Source organism: Paraburkholderia sediminicola (assembly GCF_046026675.1).
Lineage (GTDB): Bacteria > Pseudomonadota > Gammaproteobacteria > Burkholderiales > Burkholderiaceae > Paraburkholderia > Paraburkholderia sediminicola_F.
Map to the genome: position 1 here is coordinate 1,868,801 of NZ_JAQQEY010000001.1, position 21,967 is coordinate 1,890,767.

General features: G+C 62.4%; 22 protein-coding genes. 10 read left to right on the forward strand and 12 right to left on the reverse strand.

The window, feature by feature from the left end; genetic code table 11:
- Positions 1 to 44 precede the first annotated feature (44 nt).
- From PQQ86_RS08115 to PQQ86_RS08155, 9 genes are all read left to right on the forward strand, one after another.
- Positions 45 to 791, forward strand: coding sequence for an RNA polymerase sigma factor (locus PQQ86_RS08115; RefSeq protein WP_408265692.1), 747 nt, complete (start codon positions 45 to 47; stop codon positions 789 to 791).
- The gene (locus tag PQQ86_RS08120) at positions 781 to 1,716 is read left to right on the forward strand and encodes an anti-sigma factor family protein (protein ID WP_408265693.1); all 936 of its coding nucleotides are present in this window, start codon (positions 781 to 783) and stop codon (positions 1,714 to 1,716) included. The genes PQQ86_RS08115 and PQQ86_RS08120 overlap by 11 nt, the downstream gene beginning before the upstream one ends.
- Before the next feature lie 245 nt (positions 1,717 to 1,961).
- Positions 1,962 to 2,336 carry a 30S ribosomal protein S6 gene (gene rpsF / locus PQQ86_RS08125; RefSeq protein ID WP_097392318.1) on the forward strand — a complete coding sequence of 125 codons (375 nt, stop codon included), beginning with the start codon at positions 1,962 to 1,964 and terminating at the stop codon, positions 2,334 to 2,336.
- A gap of 51 nt (positions 2,337 to 2,387) precedes the next feature.
- Positions 2,388 to 2,687: a primosomal replication protein N gene (gene priB / locus PQQ86_RS08130; RefSeq protein WP_408265694.1), complete on the forward strand. Its 300-nt coding sequence runs from the start codon at positions 2,388 to 2,390 to the stop codon at positions 2,685 to 2,687.
- A 2-nt stretch (positions 2,688 to 2,689) separates the two neighbouring features.
- On the forward strand, positions 2,690 to 2,965 hold the full coding sequence (gene rpsR, locus PQQ86_RS08135) for a 30S ribosomal protein S18 (protein ID WP_012432802.1): 276 nt from the start codon (positions 2,690 to 2,692) through the stop codon (positions 2,963 to 2,965).
- Between the two features lie 27 nt (positions 2,966 to 2,992).
- A complete protein-coding gene (gene rplI / locus PQQ86_RS08140) occupies positions 2,993 to 3,445 on the forward strand; it encodes a 50S ribosomal protein L9 (RefSeq protein WP_054034563.1) in 453 nt (150 codons plus the stop codon).
- A 146-nt stretch (positions 3,446 to 3,591) separates the two neighbouring features.
- Positions 3,592 to 4,977 carry a replicative DNA helicase gene (locus PQQ86_RS08145; RefSeq protein WP_408265695.1) on the forward strand — a complete coding sequence of 462 codons (1,386 nt, stop codon included), beginning with the start codon at positions 3,592 to 3,594 and terminating at the stop codon, positions 4,975 to 4,977.
- 116 nt (positions 4,978 to 5,093) lie between these two features.
- Positions 5,094 to 5,720: a DUF47 domain-containing protein gene (locus PQQ86_RS08150; RefSeq protein ID WP_012432805.1), complete on the forward strand. Its 627-nt coding sequence runs from the start codon at positions 5,094 to 5,096 to the stop codon at positions 5,718 to 5,720.
- Positions 5,720 to 6,730: an inorganic phosphate transporter gene (locus PQQ86_RS08155; protein ID WP_200619907.1), complete on the forward strand. Its 1,011-nt coding sequence runs from the start codon at positions 5,720 to 5,722 to the stop codon at positions 6,728 to 6,730. Before PQQ86_RS08150 ends, PQQ86_RS08155 begins: the two co-directional genes overlap by 1 nt.
- Positions 6,731 to 6,843: 113 nt before the next feature.
- Here PQQ86_RS08155 and PQQ86_RS08160 read toward each other — a convergent pair whose 3' ends face one another.
- The 12 genes from PQQ86_RS08160 to PQQ86_RS08215 form a co-directional block, all read right to left on the reverse strand.
- A complete protein-coding gene (locus PQQ86_RS08160; RefSeq protein ID WP_408265696.1) occupies positions 6,844 to 7,650 on the reverse strand; it encodes an SDR family oxidoreductase in 807 nt (268 codons plus the stop codon).
- A 164-nt stretch (positions 7,651 to 7,814) separates the two neighbouring features.
- Positions 7,815 to 9,089 (reverse strand): NlpC/P60 family protein, encoded by a 1,275-nt coding sequence (locus PQQ86_RS08165; protein WP_408265697.1) that lies wholly within the window; start codon positions 9,087 to 9,089, stop codon positions 7,815 to 7,817.
- 205 nt (positions 9,090 to 9,294) lie between these two features.
- The gene (locus PQQ86_RS08170; protein WP_408265698.1) at positions 9,295 to 11,184 is read right to left on the reverse strand and encodes a PhoH family protein; all 1,890 of its coding nucleotides are present in this window, start codon (positions 11,182 to 11,184) and stop codon (positions 9,295 to 9,297) included.
- Positions 11,185 to 11,531: 347 nt separating this feature from the next.
- A complete protein-coding gene (locus PQQ86_RS08175; RefSeq protein ID WP_168435879.1) occupies positions 11,532 to 11,993 on the reverse strand; it encodes a peroxiredoxin in 462 nt (153 codons plus the stop codon).
- A 156-nt stretch (positions 11,994 to 12,149) separates the two neighbouring features.
- Positions 12,150 to 13,043: a polysaccharide deacetylase family protein gene (locus PQQ86_RS08180; RefSeq protein WP_408265699.1), complete on the reverse strand. Its 894-nt coding sequence runs from the start codon at positions 13,041 to 13,043 to the stop codon at positions 12,150 to 12,152.
- A 10-nt stretch (positions 13,044 to 13,053) separates the two neighbouring features.
- A complete protein-coding gene (locus PQQ86_RS08185; protein WP_408265700.1) occupies positions 13,054 to 14,100 on the reverse strand; it encodes a bifunctional UDP-4-keto-pentose/UDP-xylose synthase in 1,047 nt (348 codons plus the stop codon).
- Positions 14,097 to 15,044: a formyltransferase gene (locus tag PQQ86_RS08190; protein WP_408265701.1), complete on the reverse strand. Its 948-nt coding sequence runs from the start codon at positions 15,042 to 15,044 to the stop codon at positions 14,097 to 14,099. The genes PQQ86_RS08185 and PQQ86_RS08190 overlap by 4 nt, the downstream gene beginning before the upstream one ends.
- The gene (locus tag PQQ86_RS08195) at positions 15,041 to 16,084 is read right to left on the reverse strand and encodes a glycosyltransferase (RefSeq protein WP_408265702.1); all 1,044 of its coding nucleotides are present in this window, start codon (positions 16,082 to 16,084) and stop codon (positions 15,041 to 15,043) included. The genes PQQ86_RS08190 and PQQ86_RS08195 overlap by 4 nt, the downstream gene beginning before the upstream one ends.
- 6 nt (positions 16,085 to 16,090) lie before the next feature.
- Positions 16,091 to 17,242 (reverse strand): DegT/DnrJ/EryC1/StrS family aminotransferase, encoded by a 1,152-nt coding sequence (locus PQQ86_RS08200; RefSeq protein ID WP_408265703.1) that lies wholly within the window; start codon positions 17,240 to 17,242, stop codon positions 16,091 to 16,093.
- 257 nt (positions 17,243 to 17,499) lie between these two features.
- Positions 17,500 to 17,871 carry an SMR family transporter gene (locus PQQ86_RS08205; RefSeq protein ID WP_408265704.1) on the reverse strand — a complete coding sequence of 124 codons (372 nt, stop codon included), beginning with the start codon at positions 17,869 to 17,871 and terminating at the stop codon, positions 17,500 to 17,502.
- 25 nt (positions 17,872 to 17,896) lie between these two features.
- On the reverse strand, positions 17,897 to 19,660 hold the full coding sequence (locus PQQ86_RS08210; RefSeq protein WP_408265705.1) for a glycosyltransferase family 39 protein: 1,764 nt from the start codon (positions 19,658 to 19,660) through the stop codon (positions 17,897 to 17,899).
- A 211-nt stretch (positions 19,661 to 19,871) separates the two neighbouring features.
- The gene (locus tag PQQ86_RS08215; RefSeq protein ID WP_408265706.1) at positions 19,872 to 20,246 is read right to left on the reverse strand and encodes an Mth938-like domain-containing protein; all 375 of its coding nucleotides are present in this window, start codon (positions 20,244 to 20,246) and stop codon (positions 19,872 to 19,874) included.
- 422 nt (positions 20,247 to 20,668) lie between these two features.
- Between PQQ86_RS08215 and PQQ86_RS08220 the strand changes: the two genes are divergently transcribed.
- Complete coding sequence (locus tag PQQ86_RS08220; RefSeq protein ID WP_408265707.1) at positions 20,669 to 21,916, forward strand: pyridoxal phosphate-dependent aminotransferase; 1,248 nt, start codon at positions 20,669 to 20,671, stop codon at positions 21,914 to 21,916.
- The last annotated feature ends 51 nt before the right edge of the window (positions 21,917 to 21,967 follow it).

Sequence of the window (21,967 nt, forward strand, 5' to 3'; positions counted from 1 at the left end):
GATAACGAGTCAACAGCTTAGCCGCAATGCCCCGGAGGGCCGAGGTGGGTCAACCCGATTCAAATGCCGCTCGCGAGCACGACGCCGATGCAGCGAGGAACCGCCGTTTTCAGGAACTGGCGCTCCCGCATCTCGACGCCGCGTACAACCTTGCGCGCTGGCTGTGCGGCAACGCCAACGATGCCGACGACGTCGTGCAGGAAGCATTCATGCGCGCGTTTCGTTTCTTCGACACGTTCCGTGGCGACTCCGCAAGGCCGTGGCTGCTGGCGATCGTGCGCCGCACCTGGTACACGGAATGGCGGCGGCGCGCGTCGTCGCACGAGGTGGTCGAGTTCGACGACACCATGGACGAGGCGACCTTCGACGGCTGGAGCACCGGCGGGGCGGATCCGCAGACGCTTCTGATCCGCGATGAAGACACGAAGCTCGTGCACGAGGCGTTGGCGCAGTTGCCGGTCGAGTATCGGGAGGTGCTGATCCTGCGGGAGCTTGAAGAAATGGGTTATCGCGAGATCGCAATGGTCGCGGATGTGCCGATCGGCACGGTGATGTCGCGGCTCGCGCGGGGCAGGCGCAAGCTGGCCGCGCTGCTGATGGCGAAGCAGGGGGCCGGCCTACCGGCGTCCGGGCATCCGGGGGCCGGCCTACCGGGGGGTGGAAGTCCGCCGCGAGCCACGGCGCCCACGGCTTCCGTCACACCACTCCGGGCGGCCTCCAACGGCCGTCCATCCAACAACCCCGGCGCGAGTGCTGCCGGCTTAGCTCGGGAGACGCCAGATGGACTGTAACGAAGCGCGGCCGCTCCTTGATGCGAACGCCGATCACGAATTGCCCGCGCCGGATGCTCAGCGCGTCCAGCAGCATATCGAGAGTTGCGACGCCTGCCGGAGCGAAAGCGAAAATCTCCATACGTTGAGCGCCTCGCTGCGCGCGCAGCCTTATTACCGGGCACCGGATGCTCTGAGGGCACGGATTCTTGCTGCCCTCCCTGAGGGCGAGGCCGCCGCCGACGAGCCCGTAGAAGCTCCGCGGGCCGCTGCGCAGCCGAGGCCGAAGCGAAGCTGGCTGGGGAACTGGCTGAATGGCTGGTGGCGTCCGCAAGGCGCAATGGGCCGGCCCGGCGGAGGAGCAGGCTCCGGCTCCGGCTCAGGGGCAGCGATCGGGCAGGGCTGGCTCGTTGCGCTGGTGGTCGCGCTCGGTGCGGTGGCGGTGGGCGTGACCATGAACCTGCATCGTCCCGCGCAAGGCGGCGCGTTCTCTGATGAACTGGTCGAAAGCCATGTGCGGGCGCAAATGTCCGGCCACGACATCGACGTCATTTCGACTGACCGGCATACGGTCAAGCCATGGTTCAACGGCCGGATCGACTATTCGCCGCCGGTCGAGGACCTCGCGGCAAACGGTTTTCCGCTTGAAGGCGGCCGTCTGGATTACATCGCGCATCAGCGGGTGGCGGTATTGGTGTACCGCTATCAAAAGCACATCATCGACGTCTACGTGTTTCCGGAAGCGCGCTCCGCCGATGCTGGACGAGAAGCGGCTGCCGGACTTTCGATGGCACAGACCCGCGAGGGTTACTCGCTTGCGCACTGGAACGCGCAGGGGATGACCTGGTGGGCCGTCACCGACGCCGCGCCGGACGCCCTCAGCGGGCTCGAAACGGCGCTGAAAGCCCGTCTGGCGGGCGGCAGCGAGCAGACCGAGGGGGGCTGAGTGGGCGTCGCGTGCGCGATCCGGTGGTGATTTTCTCGGACGCGCATGTGTGGCGACCGTTTGTCCCCGTTTGTTCCCGATTGTCCGGTTCGTCCTAAACCCTTGAAAACACACCCGATTCACGCGCCAGATTAACGGGATATCTTGCAACCCGGCCCTAATCGGGTTACACTCTTTGGCTTCTCACTTGCCACACCGGTTCAGACGCCCGGGTGGCTCTAATCCACAAGTCCCAAGGAGTGTGTATGCGTCATTATGAAATCGTCTTTATCGTGCATCCCGATCAGAGCGAGCAAGTGCCCGCCATGATCGAGCGTTACAAGAGCACGATCACCTCGCACGGTGGCCAGATCCACCGTATCGAAGACTGGGGCCGTCGCCAACTGGCCTACATGATCGAGAAACTCGCGAAGGCTCACTACGTCTGCATGAACATCGAATGCGACCAGGCCACGCTCGACGAGCTGGAACACGCATTCAAGTTCAATGACGCGGTTCTGCGTCACCTGATCGTCAAGATGAAGAAGGCCGAAACCGGCCCGTCGCCGATGATGAAGGAAGTGCAGCGCGAAGAAGCCAAGAAGTCGGCTGCTACGCAACCGTCCGAAGCGCAGGCTTAAGACACACTATTTAAGCTACCAGACGAAAGCGTCGCTCTCGCCAAAGGTTACATGAATCGGCTGCAACTTACGGCCAGCGTCGTCGAACGCGAACCGGTGCGGTATACCCCCGCCGGCGTTCCGATTGCAGGTTGCACGTTGCAGCACCGCACGGAAGTCGTCGAAGCCGGTATTGCCCGGCAAGTCGAACTGACCATGCAGGCAGTAGCCGCAGGCGAGGCGAGCGGTAAGCTGGAAGGCTGTCAGATGGGCGTAGAAACGCTCTTCACAGGCTTTCTGGCGAAAAAGCACCGCAACGCAAGAACGCTGGTATTTCACATCACAGAATTGCAGGACATTGGAAAGGACTGAACATGCCCCGCCCGACTGGTAAGAAATTCGACAAACGTCGTCAGCAACAAAATCCGCTCTTCAAGCGCAAGAAGTTCTGCCGTTTCACGGCCGCTAATGTCGATCACATCGACTACAAAGACCTCGAAACGCTGAAGGACTTCATCGGCGAAAACGGCAAGATCACGCCGGCGCGTCTCACGGGTACGAAGTCGCACTATCAACGCCAGCTGGATACGGCAATCAAGCGCGCACGTTTCCTCGCGCTGGTGCCGTACACCGACCAGCACAAGGCCTAACCCGACGACGCGATAAGGAGTATCCGAATGCAAATTATTCTTCTGGAAAAAGTCGTCAATCTGGGCAACCTGGGCGATATCGTGAAGGTCAAGGACGGTTACGCACGTAACTTCCTGATCCCGAACAAGCAAGCTCGCCGTGCAACGAAGGAAGCCCTGGCTGAATTCGAAGTTCGCCGTGCTGAACTCGAAAAGATCGCCGCCGAAAAGCTGGCTGCCGCTCAAGCTCAAGGCGAAAAGCTGGCAGGCTCGACGGTTCAGATCAATCAGAAGGCTGGCGTCGACGGCCGTCTGTTCGGTTCGGTGACGAACGCGGACATCGCTGACGCACTGGTCAAGCAAGGCTTCGCAGTGGAAAAGGCGCAAGTGCGTCTGCCGGAAGGCCCGCTGAAGCTGGTTGGCGACCACGCTGTTCAGATCTCGCTGCACACCGACGTTCTCGTCGATGTCAACGTGGCTGTGATCGGCGAACACGTCTAAGCATCTAGTAGTATCTGCCAGGTTGTTGCTGGCAAAAGGCAGGGGCCGGGTGACCGGCCCCTGCCTTTTTTATTGCACGCTTTCGATGCATCGAAGTATCGGTTTTGATTTCCCTCCGCGCGCATTTACCCCGATAATTCCTCTCCATGAACGCACCGTCCAAAGATCCCCAAATCGAGTCGCTGAAAGTCCCGCCGCATTCGATCGAAGCCGAGCAGTCGGTGCTGGGCGGCCTGCTGCTCGACAACGCGGCATGGGACCGCATCGCCGACTTTTTGTCGCAGAGCGATTTTTACCGATACGACCACCGCATCATTTTTGAGCACATCGGCAAGCTGATCGCGGCGACGCGTCCGGCCGACGTGATTACGGTGTACGAGGCGCTCGGCACCTCGGGCAAGGCGGAAGATGTTGGCGGTCTGGCTTACCTGAACGCGCTGGCGCAGAACACGCCGAGCGCGGCCAATATCCGCCGCTACGCGGAAATCGTGCGCGATCGTGCGGTACTGCGCCGTCTCGTATCTGTGGCCGACGAAATTTCCGCCGACGCGTTCAATCCGCAGGGTAAGGAAGTCCGCCAGTTGCTGGACGAGGCCGAATCGAAGGTGTTTTCGATCGCTGAAGACGGCGCGCGTGGCACGCAGGGCTTTCTTGAAATCGGGCCCCTTTTGACCGAGGTGGTCGAGCGGATCGACACGCTGTATCACACCGCCAATCCGAGCGATGTGACGGGCACGCCGACTGGCTTCGTCGATCTGGATCGCATGACTTCGGGCATGCACGGCGGTGAGCTGATCATCGTGGCAGGACGGCCGTCGATGGGTAAGACGGCGTTTTCGATGAACGTCGGCGAGTATGTGGCGGTCGAGTATGGCCTGCCGGTCGCCGTGTTCTCCATGGAAATGCCGGGCTCGCAGCTCACCATGCGTATGCTGGGCTCGGTCGGCCGGCTCGACCAGCACCGCATGCGGACTGGGCGTCTGACTGACGAGGATTGGCCGAAGCTCACGCACGCGGTGCAGAAAATGAGCGAGGCGCAGATTTTCATCGACGAAACCGGCGGCCTGAACCCGATGGAACTGCGCTCTCGCGCGCGTCGGCTGTCGCGCCAGTGCGGCAAGCTCGGCCTGATCATCATCGACTATTTGCAGCTGATGAGCGGTTCGTCGTCGGGTGAAAACCGTGCGACCGAAATCTCGGAAATCTCGCGTTCGCTGAAGAGTCTCGCCAAAGAACTCGACGTACCCGTGATCGCGTTGTCCCAGCTCAACCGGGGTCTCGAACAGCGCCCGAACAAGCGGCCGATCATGTCCGACTTGCGCGAATCCGGCGCTATCGAGCAGGATGCGGACGTCATTCTGTTCATTTATCGCGATGAGGTGTACAACCCGGACAGCCCGGACAAGGGCACGGCGGAGATTATCATCGGTAAACAGCGGAATGGTCCGATCGGCCCTGTTCGCCTCACGTTCCACGGCCAATTCACGAAGTTCGATAATTTTGCCGGCGCGCAGAATTTCTACAGCGAGTAAAGAGATAAGTGAGGTGCCTGTTGTAACGGTGCTTTCAAAAGTGCGGCATCGATCCCGGAACGGTACAATGTGGCGGTTTTATGTCAGCCATCATGTGACCAATTTTCGGGATCCCAATGTTCGGTCGATTCATGCCCACCGAGGGCAAGTTCTTTGAGATTTTCAATGCGCACGCAACGTGCATCGTCTCGGCAAGCCGTGAACTCGAGCTGCTGATCGACAACCTTCAGGACGCCGAGACCCACAAGCAAAACGTGCAGAAGGCCGAAAAGGCCGCTGACAAGCTCACGCACGAAACCATCGACCTGCTGCACAAGACCTTCATCACGCCGCTCGACCGCGACGAGATCCACAAGCTGATCACCACGATGGACGACATCCTCGATCTGATGGAGGACGTCGCCACCGCTATCTCTCTGTACGACGTGCAGGCGGTGACCTCCGAGGCGAGCCAGTTGGCGCATATCTGCACGGCCACCTCCGAGCGTGTGCAGTTCGCCGTCAGCCTGCTGTCGGACATGAAGCAGGCAAGCCAGATCCTGAAGGCGTGCGAGGACATCGACCGGCTGGAATCGGAAGCGGACCGCGTGCTGCGCTCGGCCATGTCGAAGCTTTTCCGCGAAGAAGACAACGTCAAGACGCTGATCAAGCTGAAGGCCATTTACGAACTGCTCGAAACGATCACCGACAAGTGTGAGGACGTGGCGAACATCATCGAAGGCATCGTGCTGGAAAACGCATAATGCAATCGATACAACTCGCTATCTGGGTCGTCGCCGGCCTGGTTGCCGTCGCGCTGATTTTCGACTTCATGAACGGCTTCCACGACGCGGCGAATTCGATCGCCACGGTCGTGTCGACCGGCGTGCTGAAGCCGCAGCAGGCCGTGGCCTTCGCGGCGGCATTCAACGTTATCGCGTATTTTGTGTTCCACCTGAAGGTGGCGCAGACGGTCGGCAAGGGCACGATCGATCCGAATATCGTTGACCACTACGTCATTTTCGGCGCGCTGGTCGGGGCGATCGGCTGGAACATCATCACGTGGCATTACGGTATTCCGTCCAGTTCGTCGCATGCGCTGATCGGCGGGCTGGTGGGCGCGGCGCTCGCCAAGTCGGGCTGGGGTTCGCTCAATATCGACGGGTTGATGAAGACGGTCGCCTTCATTTTCATCTCGCCGCTGCTCGGGTTCGTACTCGGTTCGTTCTTCATGCTGGCGGTATCGTGGATCTATTTCCGCACGCCACCGAGCAAGGTCGACCGGCGGTTCCGGCGTCTGCAACTGGTGTCGGCAGGCTTGTATAGCCTCGGCCACGGCGGTAACGACGCGCAGAAGACCATCGGCATCATCTGGATGTTGCTGATCGCGACCGGCTATGCCTCGTCCATCGCGGATGCACCGCCGCTGTGGGTGATCGGTGGCTGCTATCTGTCGATGGGGGTTGGTACGCTGTTTGGCGGTTGGCGGATTGTCCGCACGATGGGCCAGAAGATTACCAAGCTGAAGCCGGTCGGCGGTTTTTGCGCCGAGGCGGGCGGGGCCATTACGTTGTTTACCGCGTCGTGGCTCGGCATTCCTGTGTCCACCACGCATACGATTACCGGCGCGATCGTCGGTGTCGGCGCGACGCAGAAGCTGAGTGCGGTGCGTTGGGGAGTAGCGGGCAACATCGTCTGGGCGTGGATTCTGACGATTCCGGCCTCCGCAGCGCTCTCCGCGGCTGCCTGGTGGCTCGGCCATCGCTTTCTGTAAATGCAGTGCGGACGGCGAAGGCCGTCCGCGCGTTTTCAGGCTTCAATGCTCTGCCATGGAGCGCGGAGCCCAGGGCCTCACAGCCCTCTAAAACTGCAAATAAAGCGCGCCGCTCAGATCAACGGCGTGCTGCCTCCATCCATCGGGACGATTGCGCCCGTCACATAGCTCGCGCGGCGGCTCGCCAGAAACAGCGCGACGTCAGCGATTTCCTCCGGTTTCGCATAGCGTCCGAGCGGCACCTTGGCTTGCCCGCGCGCCAGCGCGTCCGCGTTTTTGATGCCTTGCTGCGACGCTTCCAGCTTGACCGCTTCCTCGACGCGCTCAGTTAGCGTCGAACCCGGATTGATCGCGTTGATGCGGATGCCGTAGCGTGCGTAGTAGTGGGCGAGGCCGACGGTGGCCAGCATCAGCGCGGCATTGGCGGCCCCACCGGCGATATGGATATCGCTAGCGATCTTGCCGCCCATGCCGATGATGTTGACGATCGTGCCGGGTGCGGCGCCGTCGCCGGCCTTGACGCGCTCGGCCATGCGCCGCAGCACTTCCTGCTGCGGGTAGATGTAGGGGAAATACTTGGCTTCCATGGTCGCGCGGAACGCGTCGGCGTCCAGCGTTTCCGGGTCATAGCGGCGGGCTGCGCCGGCGCTGTTGATCAACACGTCGATGGGGCCGACGGCGGTGCTGACTTCCTCGACGATGTCCGCTGCACTGTGCGGTTCGTGCAGGTCAGCGCGGGTCCGATGCACGTGCAGACCCTCCTGCTTTAACTGTTCGTACGCGCGCGCGAGATTGGCGGGGTCGCGCGAAACGATCGCGACTTTTGCGCCCTCGAGGGCGAACGCCCGGGCGCAGGCGAACCCGATCCCTTTGCTGCCGCCCGTGATTAACACCACCTTGTCATTCAGCCCGAGATCCATCGTTATCACCCGCTGTCGGAAGAATATCGATGACGATAGCAGATCGGCAGCGCAGCGGGGATGGACAGGCTCGAGGTGTGGAGTGTGGGCGCTACCAGGACACCAAATTTGGGCGGCACGGCCATCGCTATGAGTGGCGAGCCATGAGCCACGGCCCTGGGCCGTTAGTAACTGCCGTTGGCGAAGCGCGCGATCGGGTCGTCGGTGGTTTGCGTGGGGGCGGGGATGCCGCGCGATGCTGTCGAGGCGCGCATGATCTGCACGCCTGCATTCCCATCGGCTTGCTGAGCCTGCCGAGCCTGGCGTGCGGCGACGGAAGCGGGTGGAGGCGGCTCGAACGCATCGGCAGCGGCGTCGATCGGATCAGGCGCGCGAGCCGTAACCGTTGGCGGTTCAGCACGTGCAGCCGCCGTCTGCTGATTCGCCGAGCCGGCAACAGCGTCATACGTACTCGCCTGAGCGGCCGGCACAGACTCCGGAGACACCGCGCCAGCCGCGCGTGCTTGCATCTGCGCGGCGCTCATACCAGGCGGCGGGGGTTCGAACGGATCAGCCTGCGGTGCAGCCGCCGCGGCTACCGTAGGTTGGCCGGTTGCAGTCAGCGGCGGACGAGTGGTCGCCGTTACGCGCGCCGTTTGCTGTGGCGCCACGGGGTTCGCGGTATAGCTCGAAGCTTCCGCTGCAACAGGAACTCCCGCATAGCCCGACGCTTGCGGCGCAACGGAGGCTGCCGGATAGCCTAAGGGCCGCGTCGCCGCAGCATTCACCGAGTAGCCCGAAGCTTGCGATGTCACCGCGGCACCCGCATAAGCCGGGGCCGCCTGAGCCGCCGGCGCGACGCGCTCGGGTTGAGGCGCCGCAGCCTGATAGCTTGGCGTATCGAACGGCGCCGGTGTCGCAGCCGGCGCTGCCACCCGACGAATGCCGTCGAAGCGCTTGGCCCAATAGGGATTGGTCAGGTAGTCGAGCCTCACGGTACCGCCCGTCGACGGTGCGTTGACGAAGCGCAGCTTGCCCACATAAATACCGACGTGCGAATGCGAGCGTCCGGTGGTGTTGAAGAAAATCAGGTCGCCCGGCGCAATTTCATCCGGTTCAATCGATTCGCCGCGGCCGCTCATGTCCGCGGTAGTCCGCGGCAGATTCACGGATGCGGCGCGTGACACCACATAACGAACCAATCCACTGCAATCGAAGCCGCTATCAGGCGTATTGCCACCCCAGCGGTATGGAATGCCGACCAGACTCATCGCCTGGATCGAGATTTCCTCGCGCCCGATGCTGTGGTCGACGAAATTCGGGAAACCCGGCGGCGGCTCATGATAGGCGCCGTTCGTGACCACAACCGATGAACCCGGCCCGCGCGACGTCTTTTGCGGCGCACCGGCGCAAGCGGCGAGCAGCAAAACGGTCAGCAGCGAAAAGGCGAGTCGGCGCATGAAGACGAAGGGAGCGGTAAACGCTCGTTTAATGGCGGACGATTTCGGGATGGTAGCCCGCCGAACCTGGCTCAGGCAAGAATTCTTGACAACTTACTTGAAGTTTGTGCGCTAAGTGTTGCCCAACTGGAACGCGTACTCAATAAAAAAGCCGCGTCCGGGCTGACCCGGACGCGGCTTCTAGCCGAAGCTAAAGCATTGAAACTTAAAGGATCTCCGACGCGTAATCCGCCAGGCGCGAACGCTCGCCGCGCGCCAGCGTCACGTGCCCGCTGTGCGCCCAGCCCTTGAAGCGGTCGACCACATACGTCAGGCCCGAACTGCCCTCCGTCAGGTAAGGCGTATCGATCTGCGCGATATTGCCGAGACAAATGATCTTCGTACCCGGACCGGCGCGCGTGACCAGCGTCTTCATCTGCTTCGGCGTCAGGTTTTGCGCCTCGTCGATGATCAGATACTTGTCCACGAACGTACGGCCACGCATGAAGTTCATGCTCTTGACCTTCAGGCGCGAGCGGATCAGTTCCTGAGTCGCGGCGCGGCCCCATTCGCCGGCGGCGTCGTCGGTTTTCTGCAGGACTTCGAGGTTGTCGTCGAATGCACCCATCCACGGCTGCATTTTTTCCTCTTCCGTACCCGGCAGAAAGCCAATGTCTTCACCGACCGGCACCGTTGCACGCGTCACGATGATCTCGTTGTAGCGCTTGTCGTCGAGCACCTGGGCAAGACCGGCCGCGAGCGCGACCAGCGTCTTGCCGGTACCGGCCTGACCTAGCAGCGTGACGAAGTCGATCTCCGGATTCATCAACAGGTTCAGCGCGAAGTTCTGCTCGCGGTTGCGCGCCGTGATGCCCCACACGTTGTTCTTGTGGTGGCCGTAGTCACGCAAGGTTTGCAGCAGCGCCGTCTTGCCGTTCAGCTCGCGCACCAGCGCATGAAACGTCGGCTCGCCGTTCTGCGGTTCCAGATAGACGAATTCGTTGACCAGCATCGAGGCGCACAGCGGACCCGTCACGCGGTAATACGTGGTGCCGGTTTTGGTGTCCTGCCAGCTCTCCATGCCCTTCGCGTGCTTGGTCCAAAAATCCTGGGGCAGCGCGCGGATGCCCGAGTACAGCAGATCGCTGTCTTCGAGTACCTGGTCGTTGAAATAGTCTTCTGCGGGCAGGCCGAGTGCATGCGCCTTGATGCGCATGTTGATGTCTTTCGACACCAGCACGACCTGGCGATCCATCCGGTCGCGCTGCAGCGCACGCACTACGCCGAGAATCTGGTTGTCGGCCTTGCCTTCCGGCAGACCTTCGACCGGCTCGATGGCGTTGAGCTTGGTCTGGAAGTACAGGCGCCCGGACGCCTCACGGCTGCCGAGACGCGCCAGCGAAATGCCGTCCGAGATATTGCCGGCGTTCGCCACCAACGCGTCCAGCGTGCGGCTCACCTGCCGCGCGTTGCGCGCGACTTCGGACATGCCCTTCTTGTGGTTGTCGAGTTCTTCCAACGTCATCATCGGCAGATAGACGTCGTGTTCCTCGAAACGGAACAGGCAGCTTGGATCGTGCATCAGCACGTTCGTGTCGAGCACGAAAAGCTTCTGCATTTCGAGCGGGTCTGCGGCTGCGCCGCGTTTCTTGCTGGTGCCGCGCGTGCTGGGTGCTACGGCTGCGGGCGTGCTTGCGGCCGGATCTTTCGCGCTTGGCGCGCGCGCGACGACCGGCTGCGATTTGGCAGCAGGCGCAGAAACAACGGTCGGCTCGGCTTGCGGACGGGCAGCGGGAACCGGTTGCAGCAATGCGGCGGTCTGCTTCGATTTGCGACCGCGCGCGCCTGCGTCGCGCGCCGGTGCAGCTTGCTCGACGGATGCAGACGCAGTAGGGGAGGCCGACGATGCCGGCACGGGCCGCAACGTGGTCGCGGCATTGGCGGCGTGCGCCATCGGTGTGGCGACGTTCGCGCGGCCGTAATCGGCCGACTCTGCTGATTCCCCTCCGACTGCCTGTTTCTTCGCGGCGGAGCGCGCCGGCGTGGCGGCTTTGGCCTTGTATTCGTCAGGCGGCAGGAGATTGCCGAGCTTGCTGGGGGGGGTAGGCAAAGGCATGGTTTCCCTCGAATTAATCGGGTCACATTTCGTGCGCCGCCTGTCGCATTCTGCCGGTGCCAGTGAGTGCGCACGCAGTTTGCGCCCGGAGGCGCGCATTCGGTCTAGAGATGCCGGTTCGCCTGGTTTTCGATCGGCTCCTTAACGGAAGCGCGTGGCCGAGTGAACGCACGGCTCTGCGCAATTAAAAAAGCCGCCGCCCCGGCGTACGGGACAAGCGGCTCGCCTTCGGTTATCGCGTTGCGCCTCATGACTTCGACAGAGCCGACAAAACGGCCGTCAAGTCTGGCGCAGCGACGAAAAGTGTGGGGTGGACAGGCACTCATTGGAACCCAATATAACGCGCCTCAAAGCGCTTGTACAGCCTCCAGAATGTCATCGACATGCCCTGGCACTTTCACGCCGCGCCACTCCTGGCGCAGCACGCCTTCGGCGTCGATCAGGAACGTGGAGCGTTCGATCCCACGCACTTCTTTGCCATACATTTTCTTCAATTTCATGACGCCGAAGAGCGCACACAAGGTTTCCTCGGGGTCCGAGATCAACGGAAACGGCAGTTCGAGCTTTGCCTTGAAATTGTCATGCGAGCGCAGGCTGTCGCGTGACACGCCGAGAATTTCCGCCCCGGCTTTCCTGAACTTCGGATAAAGATCGCGGAATTGCAGACCTTCGGTCGTGCAGCCCGGCGTGTTGTCCTTCGGGTAGAAATACAGCACCACCTTCTTGCCCCGCAGTTTGGACAGCGTGATCTCGCCACCGGTAGCGGGGGCGGTAAAGTCGGGGATGGGTTGGTCGACTGCGATGGGCACGAGGTTCTCCGGTTGTTATGGCCGACGCCGCAGCACTTGCACTTGCACCCGCTGCGGCGTCGGCCTGGCATCGAGGCTTTCGGGGAGGGCGACTGGCGCGTGTGGTGGTCGCTCGCGCGGCGGCCGGGTCGTCAGTGCCGGCTATGGATTGGCCAGTCAGGGCTGGACAATCAACTCGCCGGAGCGGCCTGGAATTTCGCCCCATGTAACAGGGTACGATGGCAGCGTGCTGCGGTCTAGCGTGGCGTAGTAATCACCCATGGTCGCGAAGGTGTGGCCTTGCGCCCGCCAACCCTCCAGCAGCTGTTCGAAAATCGGTGCGAGCTTTTGTCCTTCGAGCTCCGCGTGCAGCGTGAACACCTGATCGTGCGGATTGTTTTCTGTGTGCTTCAACATCCATGCGGCGACGTTGTGCTCATCGACCCCATCCACACCCAGCACTTCGTCGAGCGTGGGCAGCGTGGTGGGCATTTGCACGTGCGACAGTTGCCTGCCGTCGACCACCGGCAGATACGGCGAGTGGCCGCGCCCGTCGGACGCGTAGTGCATGCCCCACGCGTCGATCTGCTCGAACGCATGCCCGTTCATCTGCCAGCCGGCCGCACCGTGCGTGACGGGCGGCGCGCCGAAGATCGCGACGAAGCGGTTGAAGCTCTTCTGCATCTGCTTCCCGGTCCATTCCTGGTCTTGCGAACGCACGTTGTCCTGCCAGTACACGTGGTCCCAGGTGTGGATGCCGCATTCGAAACCGGCCTCGTGAATCGCGCGCATTTCCGCCGCGGTTTTCACGCCGATATCCGGCCCCGGCAACAGCACGCCGTACATCAATTGCTTGATGCCGTAATGTTCGACCACTGAGGTGCGCGACACCTTCTTCAGAAAGCCCGGCCGCAACACGCGCCGCATCGCCCAACCGGTGTGGTCGGGCCCGAGGCTGAAGAGGAAAGTTGCGCGCGCCTTGAAGCGGTCGAAGATGCGCGCGAGATTCGGCACGCCTTCGCGGGTGCCGCGCAGCGTGTCGACGTCGATCTTCAGGACGATACGAGCCAAGGATCAGGCCTTATTGTTGTTCGACGAGGGCGCGAGCTTCGGCGACGTGACCGCGATACGCTTCGAAAATCTTGCGCAGCGCTTCGTCGAAGGTCGACTTTGGCGCCCAGCCGAGTTCCTGCATCGTGTTGTCGATCTTCGGCACGCGGTTCTGCACGTCCTGGTAGCCTGCACCGTAGTACGCACCCGAGGATGTTTCGACCAGCTGCACCTTCTTCGCGAGGTCGGCGTATTCCGGGAATTCGGCGGCCAGCGTCAGCATCTTGTGCGCGAGCTCGCGCACCGAGAAGTTATTGGTCGGGTTGCCGATGTTGTAGATCTTGCCCGTGGCGACACCGTCCTTGTTTTCGATGATCTTCATCAGCGCGCCGATGCCGTCGTCGATGTCCGTGAACGCGCGCTTTTGTGCGCCGCCGTCCACGAGGCTAATGTTCTCGCCGCGCACGATATGGCCGAGGAACTGCGTAACTACGCGCGAGCTGCCTTCCTTCGGCGTGTAGATCGAATCGAGGCCCGGGCCGATCCAGTTGAACGGACGGAACAGCGTGAAGTTCAGGCCTTCCATGCCGTAACCCCAGATCACGCGGTCCATCAGCTGCTTGGAGCACGCGTAGATCCAGCGCGGCTTGTTGATCGGGCCGTACGACAGTTGCGACTCTTCCGGGTCGAACTGCTCGTCCGTGCACATGCCGTAGACCTCGGAGGTCGACGGGAACACGAGGTGCTTGCCGTACTTGACCGCCGAACGCACGATCGGCAGGTTCGCTTCGAAGTCGAGTTCGAACACGCGCAGCGGTTGCTTCACGTACGTGGCGGGTGTGGCGATCGCGACCAGCGGCAGGATTACATCGCACTTCTTGACGTGATACTCGACCCACTCCTTGTTGATCGTGATGTCGCCTTCGAAGAAGTGCATCCGCTCATGGTTGATCAGGTCACCCAGACGTTCGGTCTGCATGTCCATCCCGAAGACTTCCCAATCGGTCGTTTCGAGAATGCGTTTGGACAGGTGATGGCCAATGAAGCCGTTCACACCCAGAATCAGGACTTTTTTCATGAGTAACGGGGAGTTTCGAGGGGAGTTTGGATGAGCCGGGCGAATTCGGACGGGGTAACGACAGTTTCGCTGCCGTCGCGCTGGTGCCGCAATTCGTGGATGGCGATCGAGCGACCGTCGCCGCATGTCGCGAAAATGGCATTATCGCTTACGTGCAGGCCCGGGGGCAAATCCGAGCGAAGCGCGCCGGGCGTGGCCAGGCGCGCACGGGCGATGATGAAACGGTGACCTTCGAGATCCGTAAACGCGCCGGGATAGGGCGGCGCGACCGCGCGGATCAGGTTGTAGACCTGCTGCGCGGGTTGCGTCCAGTCGATCCGGCCGTCTTCCGGCTTGCGCCCGCCGTAGTAGCTGCCGTGCGACAGATCGTTCGGCAGATGCGGCGCTTCACCCGCGAGCAGCGCCGGGAGCACGCGCCACAGCGTTTGTTCCGCGGCCACCGTGACCTTGTCGAACACTTGCGCGGCAGTGTCGTCGGGCAGGATCGGCACCGGCGTTTGCGCGATGATCGCGCCCGCGTCGGGTTTGGCGGCCATTTCGTGCAGCGTCGCGCCGGTTTCGGTTTCGCCGTGGATCACCGCCCAGTTGGTCGGCACGCGGCCACGGTACTTCGGCAGAAGCGAGCCGTGCATGTTGTAAGCGCCCCGTGCGGCTAGCGCCAGCAGGTCGACCGGCAACATGTGGCGGTAGTAGAACGAGAAGATGAAGTCCGGGCGCGCGGCGCTCACTGCGGCGCGCAGTTCCGGGCTCTTCGGATCGGCCGGCGTAACGACGGGAATGCCGTGCTCGGCCGCAACCGAGGCGACGCTGCCGAACCAGATGTTTTCGGTCGGGCTGTCCTCATGCGTGACGACCAGCGCCACGTCGACGCCACGCGCGAGCAGCACCTGCAGGCAGCGCACGCCGACGTTGTGATACGCGAAAACGACGGCGCGCGGCTTCATGGATTCGGGCCCTGATCGATCAGCGGCGCGGCCTGCACGGCTTGCACGACTCCCTGACGCGGCGCTTCGGTCACGGTGGTGCCATCGCGCTGCTCGAGAATTGTCTGCACCAGATAACGCGGACGCGCACGCACCTGTTGATAAATCCGGCCGATGTATTCCCCAAGCAGGCCCAGCGCGAAGATGATTACGCCAAGCAGGAAGAAGATGACAGCGAACAGCGTGAACACACCTTGCACTTCCGCGCCGATGATGAAGCGGCGAATCAGCAGCAGCACGAATAGTGCCGCGGATCCGAGCGACAGGATCACGCCGATGAACGACAGCCATTGCAGCGGCACGACCGAGAAGCCGGTGACGAGGTCGAAATTCAAACGGATCAGCGAATACAGCGAGTATTTCGACTCACCGGCAAAACGCTCTTCGTGCGCGACTTCGATCTCGACCGGATTCTGCGCGAAGGTGTAGGCGAGCGCCGGAATGAAGGTGTTGATTTCACCGCAGCGATTGATCGTGTCGATGATGTGCCGGCTGTACGCGCGCAGCATGCAGCCCTGGTCGGTCATTTTGATGCGGGTGATGCGCTCGCGCAGACGGTTCATCGCGCGCGAGGCCTTGCGGCGCCACAAGCTGTCCTGGCGTTGCAGACGGATCGTGCCGACGTAGTCGTAGCCTTCGCGCATCTTGTTGACCAGCTTGCTGATTTCTTCCGGCGGATTCTGCAGGTCGGCGTCGAGCGTGATGACGATCTCGCCGCGCGACTGCTCGAAGCCCGCCAGAATCGCCATGTGCTGGCCGTAGTTGCCGTTCAGCAGAATCACGCGGGTCGTGTCGGGCCGCGCGCGGAACTGATCGGCGAGCAGCGCGGGGGATTTGTCGCGGCTGCCGTCGTTGATGAAGATCACTTCATAACCGGTGCCGAGCGCGTCGAGCGCCGGGTAGAGGCGCGCGAACAGCGCGGCCAGCCCGGCTTCCTCGTTGTACACCGGGATGATGATCGACACTTCCGGTGCGACGGCGCGATGTTCCGAATAAATCATTTCCGCTTATTTTCCGTATTGTTCGCAAATTTCATTGACCGCGCGGCAGACCCGTTCCACGTCGCCCTCGTTCATCAGCGTGAACAGCGGCAGCGTGACCGTGCTGGCGCCATAGCGCTCCGCGTGCGGGAACATGCCTTCCCTGAAGCCCTTCGCGCGGTACAGCGAGAACAGGTGAATCGCCGGGTAGTGCACGCCCGAACCGATGCCGCGTTCTTTCAACTGACCCATGAAGCCGGCGCGGTCGATCGAAAGCTTGTCGAGCGGCAGCGTGATCAGGAACATGTGCCAGTTGCTGTTTTCAAAATCTGCCAGCGGCAGGCCGACGCCCAGTTTGGCCGCCGCGCCGCCTTCGAAGCCCGCGAAGTACGCGCGCGCCAGATTCTTGCGCTGCGCAATAAAGCGTTCGAGATGCGGCATCTGGCCAAGGCCGACGCGCGCGGCAACGTCCGTCAGGTTGTACTTGCCGCCCAGCAAGTCGCAGTCCATGCCGTCAAAGCCGGTGCGGGTGATGCCTTGCAGGCGGTACTTCTGCGCGAGGATCGCTTCTTCCTCGTTGTTCAGCACCAGTGCGCCGCCTTCGATCGAAGTCAGATTCTTGTTCGCGTGGAAGCTGAACGAGACGATATCGCCGAGTTTGCCGATGCGCTCGCCTTTCCACGTCGAGCCGAACGCCTGCGCGGCGTCTTCGATCACGCGCAGCTTGTGGGCGCGGGCAATTTCGTACAGCCGGTCCATGTCGACCGGCAGGCCCGACAGGTAGACCGGAATGATCGCCTTGGTGCGCGGCGTGATGGCCTTTTCCAGCAGATCCAGGTCGATGTTGCGGGTCACCGGATCGATGTCGACGAACACCGGCGTCGCGCCGACTTCGTAGACCACATTGCTGGTCGAGACCCACGACGCCGGGGTGGTGATGACTTCGTCGCCTTCGCCCACGCCGGCGATGCGCAGGCCGATTTCGAGCGTCGCGGTGCCGGAATTGAACGTGCGCACCGGACGGCCGCCACAGAACTCGGACAACGCCGCTTCAAACTTCTGGTTCTGCGGGCCGGTCGTGATCCAACCGGAGCGGAGCACGTCGACAACGCCCTGAATCGTCTCTTCATCGATCTCAGGTTTGACAAACGGCAAAAACGGGACTGTTGACTGGCTCATGAATGCTTCGCTCGATTGAAAGGGGCGCAACCTGGAGGGCGCGAAGTAGATCACAAACTACGCGCAAACCCAAGGCCACGACTAAAAAGGGCGCAACCGCCAAGCTTACCGCGGCCAAGCTTACGTTTTACTTAGCCGGCGGCGGTGTCCGGCTTTCCGTATCTTTTTCCGCCGGCATTTTCTCGGCGCGCATCAGCACCGGCAATAAACGGTAATAAATCGTGCCCGGCACAGCGCTGCTGCCGGGGGCGAGCCGCCTAGCTGCGCGCCAGGATGACCACACCGATCAGGATGACGCCGATCCCTACTAGCTTCTGTACCGACATCACTTCGCCGAATAGATACCACGCCGCGAACGCGTTGACGACGTATCCGAGCGACAACATCGGATAGGCGATCGACACGTCCACCCGCGAAAGTCCGATCACCCATACGCCCACGCTGATCACATAACAGGCCAGTCCGCCGATGATCGGTGGTTGGGTCGCGAGGCGAAAGGCGATGGGCAGGATGTTCGCACGGGTGAATTCGAAGTGTCCAACGGCATTCGTTCCGGCTTTGAGCAGCAACTGCGCACCGGCGTTCAACGTGACGCCTGCGAGGATACAAAACAGCGAAATCGGGTTCATCGAACGGTCAGTTCCTGAGATGGGGTCATTGTTGTGGTTTTTCCACTGGCGCGGGTGCGTCGGGCGCCGGTGCGTTCTGCGTCGCCGCGCCGGATGCGGGCTCGGGCGCCGCCGCGGGCTTCGCCACCACCACCCGGCGCGAGTCGCGCGCGATCACCTGCATGGGCAGCCCCTCTTTGAGCAGCCTGTCGTAAGTCGACGGCGGGATCAGCGCGAGCGCGTAGCGACCGGCCTTCCAGCGCTCGATCCACGCGTCGACCGTCGGCACCCATTTCTGCGGTTCGACGGATATGCCAAACGCCAGTTCGTCCGGATGTTCGACCATGATCATCGTGTGGTCGACGTAGAACGGCATCGTATGGTCGAGCACGCCGACCGAGTAGAACGGCGTATCGGCCGGCACCTTCGCAATCTCGGCCTTGATGGCGGGCGCGAGTGGCGCGCCGGAACTCAGGCGACCGAATACGTCGTGACCCGTGCCTGCGATCGTGCCGAGCAGCAGCCACGCCGCGCCGAAGCTCGCGACGGCGCCAAGGGTGCCGGCGCGGCTGCGGCGGTTCAGCCACAGCGCGAACAGCGTGGCCACGAAGGCGGCGCCGAGCGCCGCCAGTACCCAGGTACGGTATTCGACGTACAGCTCGGTCGGGTTGCGCGCGCTGCCGAAGCGCGCCATGAACAGCGCGGCAAACGCGGCCACGACGAGAAACAGCGCATAGCCGGCCAGATGGCGGCGCAACTGGTCACGGGTGACGAGCGGCAGGTACATGCCGATAACCAGGGCGATCGACGGCGCGATCGGCAGCGTGTACGAGAGCAGCTTGGAGTGAGATGCGCTGAAGAACAGAAAGATGAACGCGGTCCACACCAGCATCAGCGTGACCGGCGCGAAGCCGTTCGGCTGGCGCGGCAGGCGCCACGCATGGCGCACGCTCTGGAAGGTCACCGACAACCACGGCAGGAAGCCGACCAGCAGCACCGGCACGAAATAGTAGAAGGGCCCCGGGCGGTTCTGTTCGGGCGTCAGATAGCGCTTGAACTGTTGAACGATGAAGAAGAAGTTCAGGAATTCCGGGTTGCGCTGCTGCACCAGCACGAACCACGGCGTGACGATCGCGAAGAACACGATCAGGCCGCCGATCAGATGCAGACGCTTCCATAGGGCCCAGTCGCGGGCGACGAGGGTGTACAGCACCAGCACCGCACCCGGCAGGATCACGCCGACGAGTCCCTTGGACAGCACCGCCAGCGCCATCGCCCCCCAGCACACCCACATCCATGCCCGCACGTTGGCCGTCGGCAGGCTGGGGCGCTGCGCCAGCAGCAGCGCGCAGAGCGTCAGCTCCATCCAGAACGACAGGCCCATGTCGAGCGTGTTGAAGTGGCCCATCAGGTTCCAGTACGGCGACGTGGCCAGCACGATCGCCGCGAACACGCCGGTCGCCGCGTTGAACACGCGCGCACCGGTGAAGCCGATCAGCAGCACGCCGGCAAAGCCCGTCAGCGCGGTGTAGAGCCGCGCCTGCCATTCGCCGATGCCGAACCACGCGAACGTGAGCGCGTTGAGCCAGGTTTGCAGGGGTGGCTTCTCAAAATACTTGTAGCCGTTGTAGCGCGGCGTGATCCAGTCGCCGGTGACGAACATTTCGCGCGCCATTTCGGCGTAGCGGCCTTCGTCGCTCGGCAGCAGATGCCGCCAGCCGAGCGGGATGAACCAGATCACGGCGAGGGCCAGCACCAGCAGCAGGATCGTGGTGCGATTGAGCGGTAGCCTCGTCGGCGTATCGTTCATGAATTTCAACCTTTTTGGCGACGCCGCGTAGGCGGCGACGCAGTGTTATTTGAAAATGGCGATCGCCAGCATGGCGCCAATGGCGCGCAGTGTACGTTATCGGCCGTGGCGCGGCCAGGGCGCGCGGCCGGTCCGGAGACGCGCACGCGGCGGCCGCCATGCCTGGTGGCCGGTGCCCGTACTTCAAGCAGACGCCCGCTGCCCGGCGCCATCAGGCTTCGATCAGCAACGCGGCCGCGACCTTGCGGCCCTCGGACATCAGAATGTTGTAGGTGCGGCAGGCGGCCTTGAAGTCCATCGTTTCGACGCCGATGCGTTTGGCGGTGAGCGCGGCCGTCAGGCGCGGATGGGGAAAGCGCAGCCGCTCACCGCTGCCGAATATGACCACTTCCGGCGCGGCGTCCACCAGCATGGCGAAGTGCTCGGCGCTCAGAGCTTCGAACGAGGACACGGGCCAAGGAGTGACGGGGGCTTCCGGCAGCAGGAGAATGCTGCCGACCTGGCGCACCAGATTGATTTCGACATAGCCGGCGCCGTAACCGGTGACGGTGTTGAGGGCGCCGCTGGAGTCCTGATGTAATTTCAAATTCGTTTTCCGAAGTCGTCGTGAGACATCATGCGTGTTGGCGGCCTGACCTGGCAGAACGGAAGCAGGGCGGTTTGACGCGAGTGGGACACGCGAGTGGCACAGCGAGTGACACAGATGCGGCCGAAAAGGCTTGCCGTTGCGGTTGGTGCATTGCGGAAGTCGGCCAAAATCCGCTAAATTATAACTTTTTAGCCGCCTTGCGGCGCCCCTCGCTCGAGTGCCACCTCATGTGCTGTCATAAGCCGCCCTGAGGGCACGGGCGCGGCCCATCGGCTACCTGCCCTGGTTCTGCTCGCATTTCGTCTGCTTTTCTCGTCTCTGACGGGCGTGCCGCGTCATAATTCCCCGTATCGGCGGACTTGCCCGGGTCCCGGTTTTTCCGCTCCCGCTTGTTCGCCCAAGCCCATCAACAGGATGAAGTGCCCGCCGTGAAACCGATTCTCAAATCCAACAAGTTGTTGAATGTCTGTTACGACATTCGCGGGCCTGTCCTCGAACATGCGAAGCGGCTCGAAGAAGAGGGCCACCGCATTATCAAGCTGAACATCGGCAATCTCGCGCCGTTCGGCTTCGACGCGCCGGATGAAATCATCCAGGACATGATCCTGAATCTGCCGGGTTCGTCCGGCTACTCGGATTCCAAGGGTGTGTTCGCCGCGCGCAAGGCGATCATGCATTACACGCAGCAAAAGGGCGTGCATGGCGTCGAACTGGACGACATCTACATCGGCAATGGCGCCTCCGAGCTGATCGTGATGGCGCTGCAGGGCCTGCTGAACGACGGCGACGAAGTGTTGCTGCCCGCGCCGGACTATCCGCTGTGGACCGCCGGCGTCAGCCTGTCGGGCGGCACGCCGGTGCATTACATCTGCGACGAATCGAACAGCTGGATGCCCGATCTGGACGACATTCGCGCGAAAATCACGCCGAATACGCGGGCGCTCGTTGTCATCAATCCAAACAACCCCACCGGCGCGCTGTACTCGGACGAACTGCTGCTCGGCCTGATCGAAATCGCCCGCCAGCACGGCCTCGTGATCTTCGCCGACGAGGTCTACGACAAGATCGTCTATGACGGCAAGAAGCACACGTCGATGGCCGCGCTCTCCGAAGACGTGCTCACCGTCACGTTCAACAGCCTCTCGAAGAGCTACCGCTCGTGCGGCTACCGTGCCGGCTGGATGTTCATTTCGGGCCTGACCGGCGAGAACCGTCGCAATGGCAAAGACTACTTCGAAGGGCTCGGCATTCTGGCTTCGATGCGCCTGTGCCCGAACGTGCCCGGCCAGTACGCGATCCAGACCGCGCTCGGCGGCTATCAGAGCATCAACGACCTGATCGTGCCGAGCGGGCGCCTGTACAAACAGCGCGAACTCGCGTATGACATGCTGACGGCCATCCCCGGCGTGAGTTGCGTGAAGCCCGAGGCGGCGCTGTATATGTTCCCGCGCCTCGATCCGAAGATTTATCCGATCCAGGACGATCAGCAGTTCATCCTCGATCTCCTGCTGGAAGAGCGCGTGCTGCTGGTTCAAGGCACCGGTTTCAACTGGAAGACGCCGGATCACTTCCGCGTCGTGTTCCTGCCGAACGTGGACGACCTCGCGGATTCGATCAACCGGATCGCGCGCTTCCTCGACGGCTACCGCAAACGCCACACGGTTTGAGATGGGCGGCGCGCCCGGCGTGCGCCGCTGCCAGCCCCAGTTTCCTTTTAA

Excerpts from the sequence above, each read along its gene's own strand:
- PQQ86_RS08120 (WP_408265693.1), top strand. The coding sequence starts at position 781 with ATGGACTGTAACGAAGCGCGGCCGCTCCTTGATGCGAACGCCGATCAC.
- rpsF (WP_097392318.1), top strand. The coding sequence starts at position 1,962 with ATGCGTCATTATGAAATCGTCTTTATCGTGCATCCCGATCAGAGCGAG.
- priB (WP_408265694.1), top strand. The coding sequence starts at position 2,388 with ATGAATCGGCTGCAACTTACGGCCAGCGTCGTCGAACGCGAACCGGTG.
- rpsR (WP_012432802.1), top strand. The coding sequence starts at position 2,690 with ATGCCCCGCCCGACTGGTAAGAAATTCGACAAACGTCGTCAGCAACAA.
- rplI (WP_054034563.1), top strand. The coding sequence starts at position 2,993 with ATGCAAATTATTCTTCTGGAAAAAGTCGTCAATCTGGGCAACCTGGGC.
- PQQ86_RS08145 (WP_408265695.1), top strand. The coding sequence starts at position 3,592 with ATGAACGCACCGTCCAAAGATCCCCAAATCGAGTCGCTGAAAGTCCCG.
- PQQ86_RS08150 (WP_012432805.1), top strand. The coding sequence starts at position 5,094 with ATGTTCGGTCGATTCATGCCCACCGAGGGCAAGTTCTTTGAGATTTTC.
- PQQ86_RS08155 (WP_200619907.1), top strand. The coding sequence starts at position 5,720 with ATGCAATCGATACAACTCGCTATCTGGGTCGTCGCCGGCCTGGTTGCC.
- PQQ86_RS08160 (WP_408265696.1), bottom strand. The coding sequence starts at position 7,650 with ATGGATCTCGGGCTGAATGACAAGGTGGTGTTAATCACGGGCGGCAGC.
- PQQ86_RS08165 (WP_408265697.1), bottom strand. The coding sequence starts at position 9,089 with ATGCGCCGACTCGCCTTTTCGCTGCTGACCGTTTTGCTGCTCGCCGCT.
- PQQ86_RS08170 (WP_408265698.1), bottom strand. The coding sequence starts at position 11,184 with ATGCCTTTGCCTACCCCCCCCAGCAAGCTCGGCAATCTCCTGCCGCCT.
- PQQ86_RS08185 (WP_408265700.1), bottom strand. The coding sequence starts at position 14,100 with ATGAAAAAAGTCCTGATTCTGGGTGTGAACGGCTTCATTGGCCATCAC.
- PQQ86_RS08190 (WP_408265701.1), bottom strand. The coding sequence starts at position 15,044 with ATGAAGCCGCGCGCCGTCGTTTTCGCGTATCACAACGTCGGCGTGCGC.
- PQQ86_RS08195 (WP_408265702.1), bottom strand. The coding sequence starts at position 16,084 with ATGATTTATTCGGAACATCGCGCCGTCGCACCGGAAGTGTCGATCATC.
- PQQ86_RS08200 (WP_408265703.1), bottom strand. The coding sequence starts at position 17,242 with ATGAGCCAGTCAACAGTCCCGTTTTTGCCGTTTGTCAAACCTGAGATC.
- PQQ86_RS08205 (WP_408265704.1), bottom strand. The coding sequence starts at position 17,871 with ATGAACCCGATTTCGCTGTTTTGTATCCTCGCAGGCGTCACGTTGAAC.
- PQQ86_RS08210 (WP_408265705.1), bottom strand. The coding sequence starts at position 19,660 with ATGAACGATACGCCGACGAGGCTACCGCTCAATCGCACCACGATCCTG.